The organism is Micrococcus sp. KRD128 (genome assembly GCF_017168395.1).
Lineage (GTDB): Bacteria > Actinomycetota > Actinomycetes > Actinomycetales > Micrococcaceae > Micrococcus > Micrococcus luteus.
This window is the reverse complement of the sequence record NZ_JABFAX010000004.1, coordinates 107893-123616: the sequence shown is the minus strand read 5'-3', so window position 1 is coordinate 123616 and position 15724 is coordinate 107893. Positions and strand designations below refer to the sequence as shown.

At 73.6% G+C, this 15724-nt stretch carries 12 protein-coding genes and 1 tRNA gene; 12 read left to right on the top strand and 1 reads right to left on the bottom strand.

Features of this window, described 5'->3' with window-relative positions; all coding sequences use genetic code 11:
* Positions 1-10 precede the first annotated feature (10 nt).
* The 11 genes from hisI to pyk all read left to right on the top strand — a co-directional run bounded on the left by hisI (position 11) and on the right by pyk (position 14821).
* The gene (gene hisI, locus J1M44_RS02210) at positions 11-391 is read left to right on the top strand and encodes a phosphoribosyl-AMP cyclohydrolase (protein ID WP_036382780.1); all 381 of its coding nucleotides are present in this window, start codon (positions 11-13) and stop codon (positions 389-391) included.
* The gene (locus J1M44_RS02205) at positions 388-1938 is read left to right on the top strand and encodes a chorismate-binding protein (protein ID WP_144824099.1); all 1551 of its coding nucleotides are present in this window, start codon (positions 388-390) and stop codon (positions 1936-1938) included. Before hisI ends, J1M44_RS02205 begins: the two co-directional genes overlap by 4 nt.
* Entirely contained in the window at positions 1938-2543 is a 606-nt protein-coding gene (locus J1M44_RS02200) for a Trp biosynthesis-associated membrane protein (RefSeq protein WP_144824096.1), read from the top strand. Before J1M44_RS02205 ends, J1M44_RS02200 begins: the two co-directional genes overlap by 1 nt.
* A gap of 125 nt (positions 2544-2668) precedes the next feature.
* Positions 2669-2992: an HGxxPAAW family protein gene (locus tag J1M44_RS02195; protein ID WP_206480478.1), complete on the top strand. Its 324-nt coding sequence runs from the start codon at positions 2669-2671 to the stop codon at positions 2990-2992.
* Between the two features lie 5 nt (positions 2993-2997).
* The gene (trpC, locus tag J1M44_RS02190; protein WP_098471668.1) at positions 2998-3804 is read left to right on the top strand and encodes an indole-3-glycerol phosphate synthase TrpC; all 807 of its coding nucleotides are present in this window, start codon (positions 2998-3000) and stop codon (positions 3802-3804) included.
* A gap of 29 nt (positions 3805-3833) precedes the next feature.
* On the top strand, positions 3834-5159 hold the full coding sequence (gene trpB / locus J1M44_RS02185; RefSeq protein ID WP_098471669.1) for a tryptophan synthase subunit beta: 1326 nt from the start codon (positions 3834-3836) through the stop codon (positions 5157-5159).
* The gene (trpA, locus tag J1M44_RS02180) at positions 5156-5962 is read left to right on the top strand and encodes a tryptophan synthase subunit alpha (protein WP_206480477.1); all 807 of its coding nucleotides are present in this window, start codon (positions 5156-5158) and stop codon (positions 5960-5962) included. Before trpB ends, trpA begins: the two co-directional genes overlap by 4 nt.
* Before the next feature lie 2 nt (positions 5963-5964).
* A complete protein-coding gene (gene lgt, locus J1M44_RS02175) occupies positions 5965-6948 on the top strand; it encodes a prolipoprotein diacylglyceryl transferase (RefSeq protein WP_206480476.1) in 984 nt (327 codons plus the stop codon).
* Positions 6949-7151: 203 nt separating this feature from the next.
* Positions 7152-11804: a glutamate synthase large subunit gene (gene gltB / locus J1M44_RS02170; protein ID WP_206480475.1), complete on the top strand. Its 4653-nt coding sequence runs from the start codon at positions 7152-7154 to the stop codon at positions 11802-11804.
* Positions 11797-13257 carry a glutamate synthase small subunit gene (locus J1M44_RS02165; protein WP_206480474.1) on the top strand — a complete coding sequence of 487 codons (1461 nt, stop codon included), beginning with the start codon at positions 11797-11799 and terminating at the stop codon, positions 13255-13257. Before gltB ends, J1M44_RS02165 begins: the two co-directional genes overlap by 8 nt.
* Before the next feature lie 76 nt (positions 13258-13333).
* Positions 13334-14821 carry a pyruvate kinase gene (gene pyk / locus J1M44_RS02160; RefSeq protein ID WP_206480473.1) on the top strand — a complete coding sequence of 496 codons (1488 nt, stop codon included), beginning with the start codon at positions 13334-13336 and terminating at the stop codon, positions 14819-14821.
* 18 nt (positions 14822-14839) lie between these two features.
* On the opposite strand, the gene J1M44_RS02155 is transcribed toward pyk, so the two are convergent.
* On the bottom strand, positions 14840-15436 hold the full coding sequence (locus tag J1M44_RS02155; RefSeq protein WP_002855709.1) for an ANTAR domain-containing response regulator: 597 nt from the start codon (positions 15434-15436) through the stop codon (positions 14840-14842).
* Between the two features lie 175 nt (positions 15437-15611).
* Between J1M44_RS02155 and J1M44_RS02150 the strand changes: the two genes are divergently transcribed.
* Positions 15612-15693 (top strand) — tRNA-Leu (locus tag J1M44_RS02150).
* Positions 15694-15724: the final 31 nt, after the last annotated feature.

The window sequence follows — 15724 nt, the reverse complement described above, 5'->3', positions numbered from 1 at the left end:
CTGGACCTCCATGAGCATCTCCCCGCCCGACGACCTCGTGGCCTCCGTGACCTTCGACGACCGTGGCCTGGTGCCCGCCATCGCCCAGCAGGAGGGCACCGGCGAGGTGCTCATGATGGCGTGGATGAACGAGGAGTCCCTGCGCGCGACGCTCGAGACCGGCTGGGCCACCTACTGGTCCCGGTCGCGCGGCGAGCTGTGGCGCAAGGGGGAGACCTCGGGCCACCTGCAGCGGGTGCGCGCGGTCCACGCGGACTGTGACGGCGACACCCTGCTGCTCACCGTGGACCAGACCGGCCCCGCCTGCCACACGGGCACCCGCACCTGCTTCACCGGCCGCGAGCTCGTCATGCCGCCGGCCGCCGTCGACCCCGAGGAGGCCGCCCGATGACCGCCGCCACCACTCCCTCCCGCGCGGAGTTCCTGCGTCTGGCGGACACCGCCCGCGTGATCCCCGTGGTCCGCACGGTGCTGGCGGACGGCCTCACGCCGCTGGCGATCCACCGGCGCCTGGCCGGCTCCCGCCCCGGCACCTTCCTGATGGAGTCCGCCACCCCGGGCGCGGCGTGGTCCCGGTACAGCTTCATCGGGGCCGGCTCCGCCGTCACCCTGACCTCGCGGGACGGCGAGGCACACTGGCAGGGCGCCCCACCCGAGGGGCTGCCCACGCAGGGCCGCGCCCTGGACGTGCTCGCGGCGTGCCTGCGTCTGCTCCGCACGGACGTGCGCGCCGAGGTCGGAGGCGTTCTGCCGCACCTCGTCTCCGGCATGGCCGGCTTCCTGGGCTGGAACACGGTCCGCGCGTGGGAGCGCCTGCCGCACCCGCCCGAGGACCACCTCGACCTGCCCGACCTCGCGATGAACCTCGTCACCGACCTGGCCGTGCACGATGCGATGGACGGCACCGTGACGCTGATCGCCAACGCGGTGAACGGCAACGGCCTGGCCACCGGCGCGGACCGCGCCTACGACGACGCGCTCGCCCGCCTGGACGCCATGGTCGAGCGCCTGGCGGCCCCGGCCGCGGACCCGGTCAGCGATGTCCCGCGCCGCTGGCTCGAGGCGGACGCGGACGAGGTCGCCGCCCAGGCCGAGGACCGGTGGGGTGCCGAAGGCTTCCGCGCGGCCGTCGCGAAGGCCCAGCGGGCGATCCGCGACGGCGAGGTGTTCCAGGCCGTCGTCTCCCGCCGCCTCTCGGTCACCACGGACGCGACCGGTCTGGACGTGTACCGCGTCCTGCGCATGGTGAACCCGAGCCCCTACATGTACCTCTTCTCCTTCGAGACTCCGGACGGGGAGCCGTACGAGATCGTGGGCTCCTCGCCCGAGGCGCTCGTCACCGTGCGGGACCGCCGCGTGGTCACCCATCCGATCGCCGGCTCACGGCGGCGCGGGGCCACCGAGGAGGACGACCGCCTCCTCGGCAAGGACCTGGTGGAGGACGAGAAGGAGCGGGCCGAGCACCTGATGCTCGTGGACCTCTCCCGCAACGACCTCTCGCGCGTGTGCCGCCCCGGCACCGTCGAGGTCACCCAGTTCATGGAGCTCGAGGCGTTCAGCCACATCCTCCACCTGGTCTCGCATGTGGAGGGCCGCATGCGCGACGACGTCGACGCGCTCGACGTCCTCCGCGCCGCCTTCCCCGCCGGCACGCTGTCCGGCGCCCCGAAGCCCCGCGCCCTGCAGCTGCTGGACGAGTGGGAGCCGACCGAGCGCGGGCCCTACGGCGGCGTCGTCGGCTACTTCGACCTGGCGGGCAACATGGACATGGCGATCAACATCCGCTCGGCCACGCTGCACCGCGGCCAGGCGCACGTGCAGGCCGGCGCCGGCATCGTCGCCGACTCCGACCCCGACGCCGAGACCGCCGAGACCGTCACCAAGGCGACGGCGCCGCTGCGGTCCGTGCTGACCGCGGGCGAGCTGGGGCAGGCGTGATGCGCCGCCGCACCGTGGTCCTCGCCGCGCTGGCCGCCGGAGCGCTCGTCCTGCTCACCGCGGGCCGCACGTGGGTGACCGCCATGGGCCTGTCCGGCGGCATCGCCTCCGAGGCGACGACGTCGGGCGGCGCCGCCGCGCCCGTCGCAACGGCCATGGCGCTCGTCGTGATGGCCGGTGCCCTCGCCCTGACCACCGCCCGGCGCCTCGGCGCCGTGATCGTCGGCGTCCTCATGGCGCTCGCCGGGGTCGTCATCGCCTCGACCTCGGTCACCGCCGCCCTGGACCCGGCGACGACGGCGGCCGCCGCGGTCGCCGACGCGACCGGGACCACCGCGCTCGCGCAGGACTACGCCGTGACGGCGTGGCCGTGGGTCGCGGCGGCCGGCGGCGTCCTCGCGGCGCTGTGCGGCGTCGCGGCGGCCGTGGCGGGCCGCGGCTGGCGTTCGTCCCGGCGCTACGAGAAGACGCCTGCGGCCTCCGAGCCCGGCCCGGCCGCCGCCGGGGAGCAGCCCGCGCCGTCCGCCCGCGAGGCGGCCCAGCGCCGACGCGTGGACCAGATGGACGCGTGGGACGAGCTGTCCCGCGGCAACGACCCCACCTGAGCGCCCGTCTCTCGGTGCGCCCCACAGCGCCCGGGTCGTCCCGGGTCACGCGGGCCCGGCCCCGTGCCCGCATGGCACAATGAGGGACAGTCGTCATGTACACCACGCACCAGTGAGGGACAGCCATGAGCCACACCGCGAACACCGCGCACACCGAGCCCACCACCCGTCGCGCCGCCCGCAGCGGCGCCGTCGAGGACGTCGTCGTCACCGAGGACGGCCGGGTGCTCAACGACCCGACCCACCTCGAGCTGCCCGGCCACGGCAGCACGCCCGGCGCGTGGGCCATGGTGGCGCTCGTGCTCGTCGGCTTCGTGGCCGGCTGCGTCGGCCTGCTCGCCGACTGGAGCGTCGTCGTGTGGATCGGCGTGGCCCTGATGGCCGCGGGCGTCGTCGTGGGCCTCGTCGCCGGCAAGGCCGGCGCGGGTCGCGGCCAGCACGGTCACTGATCCGCGTGTCCGTCCTCCAGGAGATCATCGACGGCGTCCGCGAGGACCTCGAGCCTCGTCGCCGTGCCGTGCCCGAGGCGCGCCTGGCCGAGCTGGTGGCCGCCGCCCCCGCGCCGCGTGACGCCCACGCGGCCCTGCACGGCGGACGCACCGACCCGGCGGGGATCCGGGTGATCTCCGAGGTGAAGCGGGCGAGCCCCTCCAAGGGCGCGCTCGCCGAGATCCCCGAGCCGGCCACCCTGGCCCGCGCGTACGAGCGCGGTGGCGCCAGCGCCGTCTCCGTGCTCACCGAGGCCCGCCGCTTCGGCGGCAGCCTGGCCGACCTGGACGCCGTGCGCGCCGCCGTCGATCTGCCGGTCCTGCGCAAGGACTTCACCGTCACCGAGTACCAGATCCACGAAGCCCGCGCCCACGGGGCCGACCTCGTGCTGCTGATCGTGGCCGCCCTCGACGACGCCGAGCTGGCCGGCTTCCTGCAGCTCACCGAGTCCCTGGGCATGCACGCCCTCGTGGAGGCCCACACGCCCGAGGAGATCGAGCGCGGCGTCGCCGCCGGCGCCCGCATCCTCGGCGTCAACGTGCGCAACCTCAAGACCCTGGACGTGGACCCGGCCCGCTACGCAGCGCTGGCCGACGGGCTGCCCGAGGACGTCGTCCGGGTCGCCGAGTCGGGCGTCGAGTCCGAGGAGCAGATCAAGGCCTACGCCGCCGCGGGCGCCGACGTCGTGCTCGTGGGCGAGGCCCTCGTGCGCCACGGCGCCCCCGAGGAGGCGCTGCGTGCGTTCCGCGCCGCGTCCCTCACCGTCCGCTGACCGAACCAGACCCGAGGAGCGTGGTCGCCATGAGCGCCGACCGTCCGAGCACCGAGCCCGCGATCGAGTTCGAGGGGCCCTATCAGGGTCAGGCCGGGCCCTACTTCGGCGACTACGGCGGGCAGTGGATGCCCGAGTCCCTCATGGCCGCGCTGCAGGAGCTCACCCGCACCTACGAGGAGGCGCGGCAGGACCCCGCCTTCGAGGCCGAGCTGCGGGCCCTGTTCCGGGACTACGTGAACCGGCCCTCCCTGCTGAGCGAGGTGCCGCGGTTCGCCGCGGACACCCCCGGCGTGCGCATCTTCCTCAAGCGCGAGGACCTCAACCACACCGGCTCGCACAAGATCAACAACGTGATCGGCCAGGCGTTGCTCGCCCGCCGCATGGGCAAGACGCGCCTGATCGCGGAGACCGGCGCCGGCCAGCACGGCGTGGCCACGGCGACGGCGGCCGCGCTGTTCGGCATGGAGTGCACCGTGTACATGGGGGAGGAGGACACCCGCCGCCAGGCCCTGAACGTGGCCCGCATGCAGATGCTCGGCGCCGAGGTGGTGCCCGTGGCGATCGGTGCCCGCACCCTCAAGGACGCGATCAACGAGGCCCTGCGGGACTGGGTCGCCTCCGTGGACACCACGCATTACCTGATGGGCACGGTCACGGGCCCGCACCCGTTCCCCGCCATGGTGCGCTACTTCCACTCCGTGATCGGCGAAGAGGCCCGCGAGCAGATCCTGGCGCAGGCCGGGCGCCTGCCGGACGCCGTCGCGGCGTGCGTGGGCGGCGGGTCCAACGCGATGGGCCTGTTCCACGGCTTCCTCGACGACCCTGAGGTCGAGCTCTACGGCTTCGAGGCCGGGGGCGAGGGCCTCGAGACCGGGCGCCACGCCGCGTCCATCACGCTCGGACGCACCGGCGTGCTGCACGGCGCCCGCACGTACCTGATGCAGGACGAGGACGGGCAGACGATCGACTCCCACTCGATCTCCGCCGGCCTGGACTACCCGGCCGTCGGCCCGGAGCACGCCTTCCTGCACGACACGGGCCGCGCCGTCTACGAGCCGGTCTCGGACACCGAGTGCATGGACGCCTTCCTCCGGCTCACGCGCACCGAGGGCATCACGCCCGCCATCGAGTCGGCCCACGCCCTGGCCGGCGCGCTGCGCCTGGCCCGCCGCTGGGCGGACGAGGGCCTCGTGGGGCCGGACGCCCCGGAGGGTCAGGAGCGGATCATCATCGTGAACCTCTCCGGCCGCGGGGACAAGGACGTCGCCACCGCAGCGGCCTGGTTCGGCCTCGGCACGGCCGCGGAGGAGAAGGACCCGCTCGAGGAGATGACCCCCGGAGAGGAGCAGTGACCGGCATGACCGTGCACTCCAAGACCGCCGCGGCCCTGGACGCCGCGAAGGCGGCCGGCCGCACCGGCCTCGTCGCCTTCCTGCCGGCCGGCTACCCGTCCGTGGACGAATGCGTCGAGGCCGTCGTCGCCGCCGCGGAGAACGGCGCCGACGTCATCGAGCTGGGCCTGCCCTACACGGACCCCGTGATGGACGGCCCCGTGATCCAGGGCGCGACCCAGGCGGCGCTGCAGGCCGGTTTCCGCGTGGCCGACGTCTTCGACATCATCCGACGCGTGACCCAGCGCACCGACGCCGCGGTGCTGGTGATGACGTACTGGAACCTCGTGGACCGCATGGGCGTGGACGAGTTCGCGCGCCGCCTCGCCGAGGCCGGTGGCGCCGGTCTCGTCACCCCTGACCTCGTGCCCGAGGAGGCCGGCGCCTGGATGGAGGCCTCGGACCGCCACGGCCTGGACCGCGTGTTCCTCACCGCGCCCTCGTCCACGGACGAGCGTGTGCGCCTCACCGTCGACTCCTCCCGCGGATTCGTGTACGCCGTGTCGGTCATGGGCGTCACCGGCGCTCGCGACGCGGTGTCCACCGTCGCCGAGACCGTGGTCCGCCGGGCCCAGGATGCCGGGGCGGAGCATGTGTGCGTCGGCCTCGGCGTCTCCCAGGCCGCGCACGTCCGCGAGATCGGCGCCTACGCCGACGGCGCGATCGTCGGCACGGCCCTGGTGCGTGCGCTGTCGAACGGCGGGCCGCAGGCCGTGGGCACGCTGACCCGCGAGCTCGCCGCCGGCACGGTCCGGGAGGGCTGAGGGTGACCGCCGCCCTGGCCCCGCTCGCCGCCTTCCCCGCCCCCGGGTGGGACGGGTTCCAGCTGGGTCCGGTGAAGATCCACGCGTACGCGCTGTGCATCATCCTGGGCATCGTCCTGGCGCTGTGGCTCGCCGAGCGTCGGTGGCGCGCCCGCGGCGGCCCCGAGGACCGTGTGCTCGACATCGCCCTGTGGGCCATCCCGTTCGGCTTCGTGGGCGGTCGGCTCTACCACGTGTTCTCCTCACCGGACCGGTACTTCGGGCCCGGCTTCGACGGCACGGGCGACCCGATCCAGATCCTGTACGTGTGGAACGGTGGACTGGGCATCTGGGGCGCGATCGCCCTCGGCGCCGTGGGCGCGTGGATCGCGTGCCGCCGCTACGGGCTGCGGCTGACGGCCTTCGGCGACGTCGTCGCGCCGGGCATCCTGCTGGCCCAGGCCATCGGCCGGTGGGGCAACTGGTTCAACCAGGAGCTCTTCGGCGGCCCGACGACCCTGCCCTGGGGGCTCGAGGTCGACCCGGCCAGCCCGAACTTCCCGGCCGGCTACGCCCCGGACACGCTGTTCCACCCCACGTTCCTCTACGAGTGCCTGTGGAACCTGGCCGGGGTCGCGCTGCTGCTCCTCGTGGACCGCGCGCTGCACATGCGCCACGGCCTCATGCTGTGGTCCTACGTCGCCTGGTACACCGCGGGCCGCACGTGGATCGAGATGCTGCGCATCGACGACGCCGAGATGGTCACGCTCTTCGGCGTCACCCAGCGGCTCAACGTGTGGACGTCCCTGCTGGTGTTCGTCATGGCCCTCGCGTTCATCGTCGGGATCCTGCTGCGCCATCGCGGCGCGGCCGCCGGCCCCCACGCCCACCAGAGCGTGTGGCGCGCCGGGCACGCCCCCGAGGGCGACGACGGCGCCGCCGTCGCCGCGGGCCGCTCCGGGTCCCACGCCGTGGGCGCGGCGGAGGACGACGCCGTCCGGCGCTGACCCGCTCCCCGGCGCGCCCGCGAGGGGCGCCCGGGGCCCCGGTGTCCCACATGGTGGACATTCGGCGTGTCACAGAACGTCCGGTTCCGCACAGTGGGACGTCGCGCCCGGTAGCGTCTCTTCCACCTCGGGGCCGTCGGCCCCGAGCGTCGGGGCCAGCGCCGTCCCCGTCCGAGCCCCTGCTCTCCGGAAAGGACGGCACCATGCCCATGGCATCCTCGCCCGCCTCGGCCCCCCGCGCGGGGGGACCGGTGGATCCCTTCGTCCGCTATGCGGACGTCCCCGCCGCCCAGGGCCTCTACGACCCGTCCCGGGAGACCGAGAACTGCGGCCTCGCCGTCATCGCCACCCTGCGGGGCACCCCGAACCACGACATCGTCCAGCACGCGCTGACCGCCCTGCGCGCGCTCGAGCACCGCGGGGCGGTGGGCGCCGACGAGGGCACCGGCGACGGCGCCGGCCTGCTGACCCAGATCCCCGACGAGCTGTTCCGTGCCGTCGTCGACGCCGAGCTGCCCCCCGTGGGCGAGTACGTCGCCGGCACCGCCTTCCTGCCGCCCGTCGACGGCGAGCGCGCCGAGGCGAAGGAGGCCGTCGAGCGGATGGCCGAGGAGGAGGGGCTGCAGGTCCTGGCGTGGCGCGAGGTGCCCACCGACCCCTCGGCCCTGGGCGTCGGCTCCCGGGCGGCCATGCCCGCGTTCGAGCAGCTGTTCCTGTCCCTGGCGGACGGTCAGGACGGCACCGAGCCGGGGCAGTCGCTGGACGTGCGGGCGTGGCGGGTGCGCCGCCGCGCCCAGTCCCGCGCCGGCGTCTACTTCCCCTCGCTCTCGTCCCAGACGATCGTCTACAAGGGCATGCTGACGACCGCCCAGCTGGAGCCGTTCTACCCGGACCTCTCCGACGAACGGTTCACCACCCGGCTGGGCGTGGTCCACTCGCGGTTCTCCACCAACACGTTCCCCTCGTGGCCGCTGGCCCAGCCGTTCCGCACCATCGCGCACAACGGCGAGATCAACACGGTCAAGGGCAACCGCAACTGGATGCGCGCCCGTCAGGGCCAGCTCAAGCACCCGATGCTCGGCGAGGTCCCAGAGGACCTGTTCCCGCTGATCAGCCCCCTCGGCTCGGACTCGGCCTCCTTCGACGAGGTCGCGGAGCTGCTCATGCTCTCCGGGCGCCCGCTCACCCAGGCGATCATGATGATTATCCCGGAGGCGTGGGAGAACCACGCGACCATGGACCCGGCCCGCCGCGCCTTCTACCAGTACCACTCCATGCTCATGGAGCCCTGGGACGGACCGGCCGCCGTCGCCTTCTCCGACGGCACCCAGGTGGGCGCCGTGCTGGACCGCAACGGCCTGCGCCCCGCCCGCTGGTGGGTCACCGACGACGGCCTCGTCGTCCTGGCCTCCGAGGTCGGCGTCGTGCCGATCGAGCCCTCGGCGGTGGTGCGCAAGGGGCGCGTGGCCCCGGGGCGCATGTTCCTCGTGGACACCGAGCAGGGCCGGATCATCGGCGACGACGAGATCAAGGCCGAGGTCGCCTCCGCCCAGCCGTGGGAGGACTGGGTGCGCCAGAACCTCCTGGACCTGGAGTCGCTCCCCGAGCGCGAGCACGTCCGCCACACCTCCGAGTCGATCCTGCAGCGTCAGCGCATCTTCGGGTACACCTCGGAGGAGCTGCGCATCCTCGTCGGGCCGATGGCCCAGACGGGCGCCGAGCCGCTCGGTGCGATGGGCACGGACACGCCCATCGCCGTCCTCGCCAAGCGGCCCCGGCTGCTCTTCGACTACTTCGTGCAGTCCTTCGCCCAGGTGACGAACCCGCCACTCGACGCGATCCGCGAGGAGCAGGTGACCTCGATGCGCACCGCGATCGGCCCGCAGGGCAACGTGCTCTCCCTCGAGCAGGTGCGCACCCGCCAGGTCGACGTCCCGTTCCCCGTGATCGACAACGACCAGCTGGCCCGCATCCAGCACCTGCGCGACGCCGACGGCACCCGCCTGACCCTCAAGGTGAACGGCGTGTACCGGGTGGCCGGAGGCGTCGAGGAGCTCCGCGCCCAGCTGAAGGCGATCTGCGAGCAGGTCTCGGCCGCCGTCAACCGCGGCGTGGAGTACGTGGTGCTGTCCGACCGCGGCGCCACCGCCCAGTGGGCGCCGATCCCGTCCCTGCTGCTGACCTCCGCCGTGCACCACCACCTGCTGGCCTCGGCCAACCGCACCAAGAGCTCGCTGATCGTCGAGGCGGGCGACGTGCGCGAGGTCCACCATGTGGCCGTCCTGCTCGGCTACGGGGCCTCCGCGGTCAACCCGTACCTGGCCATGGAGTCCGCCGAGGAGCTCGTGCGCACGGGGGAGGTCTCGGGCGTCACCGCCGAGCAGGCCGTGGCGAACCTGATCAAGGCGCTCGGCAAGGGCGTCCAGAAGATCATGTCCAAAATGGGCATCTCCACGGTCGCCTCCTACACCGGCGCCCAGACGTTCGAGGCGCTCGGCCTGTCCCGGCGCTTCGTGGACCGCTACTTCGTGGGCACCACGAGCCCGCTCGACGGCGTGGGCATCGACGTCGTCGCCGCCGAGATCCAGGCGCGCCACGAGTTCGCGTATCCGCCGGACGGCAACGACATCAACCCGTACCGCGAGCTCGAGGTGGGCGGCGAGTACCAGTGGCGGCGCGAGGGCGCGCCGCACCTGTTCAACCCCGAGACCGTGTTCCGCCTCCAGCACTCCACGCGGGAGCGGCGCTACGACGTCTTCAAGGACTACACGCGTCGCGTGGACGACCAGGCGGAGGAGCTCATGACCCTGCGCGGGCTCATGCGCCTGCGCACGGGCGAGCGGCCGCCGGTGCCCGTCTCCGAGGTGGAGCCCGTCGAGTCGATCGTGCGCCGCTTCTCCACCGGCGCGATGTCCTACGGCTCCATCTCGCAGGAGGCGCACGAGACCCTCGCGATCGCCATGAACCGCCTCGGCGCCCGCTCGAACTCGGGCGAGGGCGGCGAGGACCCCGAGCGCCTGCTGGACCCGGAGCGCCGCTCGAAGATCAAGCAGATCGCCTCGGGCCGGTTCGGCGTCACCAGCCTGTACCTGGCCACCGCGACCGACCTGCAGATCAAGATGGCCCAGGGCGCCAAACCCGGCGAGGGCGGCCAGCTGATGGGGACCAAGGTGTACCCGTGGGTCGCCCGCACGCGGCACTCGACCCCGGGCGTCTCCCTGGTGTCGCCGCCGCCGCACCACGACATCTACTCGATCGAGGACCTGGCGCAGCTGATCCACGACCTCAAGCGGGCCAACCCGACCGCGCGGGTCCACGTCAAGCTCGTCTCCGAGTCCGGCGTGGGCACGGTGGCCGCGGGCGTCGCCAAGGCGCGCGCCGACGTCGTGCTCATCTCCGGCCACGACGGCGGAACGGGCGCCTCCCCGCTGAACTCCCTCAAGCACGCGGGCACCCCGTGGGAGATCGGCCTGGCCGAGGCGCAGCAGACGCTCATGCTCAACGGCCTGCGCGAGCGCGTCACCGTCCAGGTGGACGGGCAGCTCAAGACCGGCCGGGACGTCGTGATCGCCGCACTGCTCGGGGCCGAGGAGTTCGGCTTCGCGACCGCCCCGCTCGTGGTCTCCGGCTGCATCATGATGCGCGTGTGCCACCTGGACACGTGCCCCGTGGGCGTGGCCACCCAGAACCCCGAGCTGCGCGCGCGCTTCACGGGCAAGCCCGAGTTCGTCGTCAACTTCTTCGAGTTCATCGCGCAGGAGGTCCGCGAGCTGCTCTCGCAGCTGGGCTTCCGCACGCTCGACGAGGCGATCGGCCACCGCGAGCTGCTCGACGTGGACGCGGCCCTGCACCACTGGAAGTCCGAGGGCCTGGACCTCTCGGGCATCCTCGCGGACCCCTCCGTCGGCCGGCGTCCGGGCCACGAGGACGCGCCCATGCGCCGCACCACCGAGCAGGACCACGACCTCGCCTCCCACATCGACCACCGGTTCATCGCCCGGCTGGGGGACACGCTCACGACGGGCACGCCCGTCGTGATGGACGAGGCCGTCGTGAACACGGACCGGTCCGTGGGCACACTGCTGGGCTACCACGTCACGAGCACGCGGCTCGCCGACGAGCTGGACGACGACACGATCACCGTGCGCCTGACGGGCGAGGCCGGCCAGTCCCTCGGCGCCTTCCTGCCCGCCGGCGTCACCCTGCGGCTCTCGGGCGACGCCAACGACTACGTCGGCAAGGGCCTGTCGGGGGGACGCGTGATCGTCCGCCCCGACGCCGAGGCCCCGTTCGTGGCCGAGGAGAACACCGTGGCCGGCAACGTGATCGGCTACGGCGCCACCTCGGGCCAGCTGTTCCTGCGCGGCCGCGTGGGGGAGCGGTTCCTCGTGCGCAACTCCGGCGCCACCGCGGTGGCCGAGGGCATCGGCGACCACGGCCTGGAGTACATGACCGGCGGTGAGGCGCTGATCCTCGGCGAGACCGGCCGCAACCTCGCCGCCGGCATGTCCGGCGGGCGGGCCTGGGTGCTGGACCTGGACCGGGAGGACCTGAACCCACTCGCCGTCCGCGAGGACGCCCTGATCCTCGAGGCGCCGTCCGCGCAGGACCGGCTGCGGATCGCCGAGCTGCTGGAGCTGCACCGCGCGGAGACGGGCTCCGCCGTCGCCGCCGCGCTGCTCGCCGACCTACGGGCCGGCGGGGACGCCGCCGACGCCGCGTGGGACCGCTTCACGACCGTCCTGCCCCGGCAGTACGACCTCGTGCTGCGCACCCGTCAGGCCGCGACGGCCGAGGGACTCGACCCGGACGGGGAGGCCGTCTGGGACCGACTGCTGGAGGTGACCCGTGGCTGATCCGCGCGGATTCCTGAAGAACCGGGAGCGCGTCGAGCGCCCCACGCGTCCGGTGCCGGTGCGCATCATGGACTTCAAGGACGTGTACGTCCGCCAGGACGAGGCGATCGTGCGCACCCAGGCCGGCCGGTGCATGGACTGCGGCATCCCGTTCTGCCACTCCGGGTGCCCGCTGGGCAACCTCATCCCGGAGTGGAACGACCTGGTCCGGCGGGGACGCTGGGACGAGGCCGCCGCGCGACTGCACTCGACCAACAACTTCCCCGAGGTCACCGGGCGGATCTGCCCCGCCCCGTGCGAGGACTCCTGCACCCTGGGCATCAACCAGCCCGCGGTCACCATCAAGCAGACCGAGGTGGCGATCGCGGAGCAGATCTTCGACAACGACTGGCTCGAGCCGGTCGTGCCGGCCCGCCTGAACGGCCACACCGTGGCCGTCGTCGGCTCGGGCCCGGCGGGACTGGCCGCGGCGCAGCAGCTCACCCGCGCCGGCTTCACCGTGGTGGTCTACGAGCGCGACGAGCGCCTCGGCGGCCTGCTGCGGCTGGGCATCCCGGACTTCAAGCTGGAGAAGGACGTCCTGGACCGGCGCCTGGCGCAGATGGAGGCCGAGGGCACCCGGTTCCGCACCGGCGTGGAGATCGGCGTCGACCTGCCCTGGGACCAGCTCAAGGCCCGCTTCGACGCCGTGATCGTGGCGACCGGCGCCCCCGTGGCCCGCGAGCTGCCCGTCCCCGGCCGCGGCCTCGACGGGATCCACCTCGCCATGGACTACCTCGTGCAGTCCAACCGCGCGGTCGCCGGCGACGAGGTCCCGGACCAGATCTCCGCCGAGGGGCGCCACGTGGTGATCCTCGGCGGCGGCGACACTGGCGCGGACTGCATCGGCACCGCGCACCGCCAGGGGGCGGCGTCCGTGACGACGCTGGCGATCGGCCAGCAGCTGCCGGTCGAGCGCCCCGTCCACCAGCCGTGGCCCACGATCCCCAAGGTCCACCAGCAGACCACGGCCGACGCCGAGGGCGGCGCCCGCGCGCACCTTGCCTCCACGGTCGAGTTCCTCGGCGACGAGCACGGCCGCGTGCGCGCCCTGCGCGTGGCGGAGACCGAGTACCGCGAGGACGGCACGCGCGGGCCCAAGGCGGGCACCGAGCGCGAGGTCCAGGCGGACCTGGTGCTGCTGGCGCTGGGCTTCACCGGCATCGAGGAGGAGCTGCTCACGCAGCAGCTCGGCGTGCACGTGACACGCGGGCTCGTGGCCCGGAAGGACGGGTACGAGACCGACGAGCCGGGCGTGTTCGCATGCGGCGACGCCGGGCGCGGCGCCTCCCTGGTGGTCTGGGCCATCGCCGAGGGGCGTGCGTGCGCGCAGGAGGTCGACGAGTCGCTCGAGCGCTGGTCCCGACTGCCGCACCCCGTGGACCCGGACGACCGCGGCCTCGTCCTCGGCTGAGTCCTCCGTCTCATCTTCCGACGCCACGCGGGCCCGCCCTCCACCGAGGGCGGGCCCGCCCCCTATCGTGGGTCGCATGCGACACGCCAAGATCATCGCCACCTTCGGGCCCGCCACCGACTCCGACGAGACCACCCGCTCGATCATCCGGGCGGGGGCGGACGTGGTCCGCCTCAACATGAGCCACGGGGACCACGAGGTGCACGCGGCCTCCTTCGAGCGGGTGCGCCGGCTCAGCGTGGAGGAGCGGCGCCCGGTCGCGATCTTCGCCGACCTCCAGGGCCCCAAGATCCGCCTCGGCCGCTTCACCGACGGCCCGCATCTGCTCGAGAGGGGCGATCGGATCACCATCACCACCCGGGACGTGCCCGGGACCCGGGAGCTGGTGGGCACCACCCACAAGGGGCTGCCCGGGGACGTCGCCCCCGGTGACGTGCTCCTGGTGGACGACGGCAAGGTGCGCCTGCGCGCCGTCGAGGTCACGGACACGGACGTGCTGGCCGAGGTCGAGGTGCCGGGCATGGTCTCGAACAACAAGGGGATCAACCTGCCCGGCGTGGCGGTGAACGTGCCGGCCCTGTCCGAGAAGGACGAGCGGGACCTGCGCTGGGCGCTGCGCACCGGCGTGGACATGGTGGCGCTGTCCTTCGTGCGGGACGCCGCGGACGTGGACCGGGTGCACGAGATCATGGACGAGGAGGAGCGCCGGGTCCCGGTCATCGCCAAGATCGAGAAGCCCCAGGCCGTGGAGAACCTCGAGGCCATCGTGGACGCGTTCGACGCCGTCATGGTGGCCCGCGGCGACCTCGGCGTGGAGCTGCCGCTCGAGGACGTGCCCGTGGTGCAGAAGCGCGCGGTGGACCTCGCCCGCCGCTGGGCGAAGCCGGTCATCGTGGCCACGCAGGTGCTCGAGTCGATGATCGACAGCCCGCGCCCGACGCGCGCCGAGGCCTCGGACTGCGCCAACGCCGTGCTCGACGGCGCGGACGCCGTCATGCTCTCGGGCGAGACCTCGGTGGGCGCGTATCCGGTCGAGACGGTCCAGACGATGGCCCGGATCATCGAGTCCACCGAGACCCACGGCCTCGAGCTCATCCACCCGCTCGGCTCGCGTCCCCGCACGCGCGGCGGCGCGATCACCCGGGCCGCCGTCGAGGTCGCGAACCAGCTCGAGATCCCGTTCCTCGCCACGTTCACCGAGTCCGGCGACTCGGCCCGTCGGCTCAGCCGCCTGCGGCCGCGTCAGCCGATCTACGCGTTCACCCACCACGAGCACACGCACAACATCCTGTGCCTGACGTGGGGCGTCTACCCGAAGATGGTCCCGTTCCAGGACTCCACGGACAAGATGACCCTCCAGGTGGAGCAGTCGCTCACGTCGGAGGGCATCGCCCAGCACGGTGACCTCGTGGTCATCGCCGCCGGGTCCCCTCCCGGGGCCGTGGGCTCCACGAACACGCTGCGCGTGCACCGCGTGGGCGACGACGCCGCGGGCGGCTCGTCCGCCGCCTCGCCGCAGACGCGCGAGCCCGTCGGCTTCTGGCCGGCCCGCTCCCCGCTCTGACGAGCGCGCGGGCGCCGCTCAGCCGACCTGGTCGATGACGGCCTGCGCGACCTCCCGCATGGTCAGGCGCCGGTCCATGGAGGTCTTCTGGATCCAGCGGAAGGACTCGGCCTCGCTCAGGCGCATCCGCTCCTGGAGCAGCGCCTTGGCCCGGTCCACGATCTTGCGGGTCTCCAGGCGGTCTCCGAGGTCCCGCACCTCGGCCTCGAGGCTGCGCAGCTCGTCGAAGCGGGCCACGGCCAGTTCGATGGCGGGGACCAGGTCGGCCTCGGTGAAGGGCTTGACCACGTAGGCCATGGCCCCGGCGGTCCGGGCGCGCTCCACCAGCTCGCGCTGGCTGAAGGCGGTCAGCATGACCACGGGGGCGAGCCGTTCCCCGGCGATCTCGCCCGCGGCCGCGATGCCGTCCATCACGGGCATCTTCACGTCCATCACCACGATGTCCGGCCGGTGCTCGCGCACGGCCTCGACGGCGGCGCGGCCGTCGCCGGCCTCGGCGACCACCCGGTAGCCCGCCCCGGTGAGCACCTCCACCAGGTCGAGGCGAATGAGGGTCTCGTCCTCGGCGACGACGGCCCGCAGGCCGGTCTCCTCTGGAGGCGTCAGCGTGGACACGGCAGCTCCTTCGCGCGGGCCGGGACGGCGTCGGTGCGGCGCCGCTGGTGGTCCACCAGGTTACCGTGCGCGACGGGCGCGGCGCGGGCGCGTCGGCGGAGACCCGCGCCGGAAGGCCGGGGACGCCGGGCCGGGGCGCTGATAGGGTGATCGAGTCCCGCCTCCGGGCGGCACTGCCCGAATGGTGGAATCGGTAGACACGCCGCACTCAAAATGCGGTGCCGAGAGGCGTGTGGGTTCGAGTCCCACTTCGGGCACCGTCGGCGCGCGGCCACCCGCCGTGGGCGC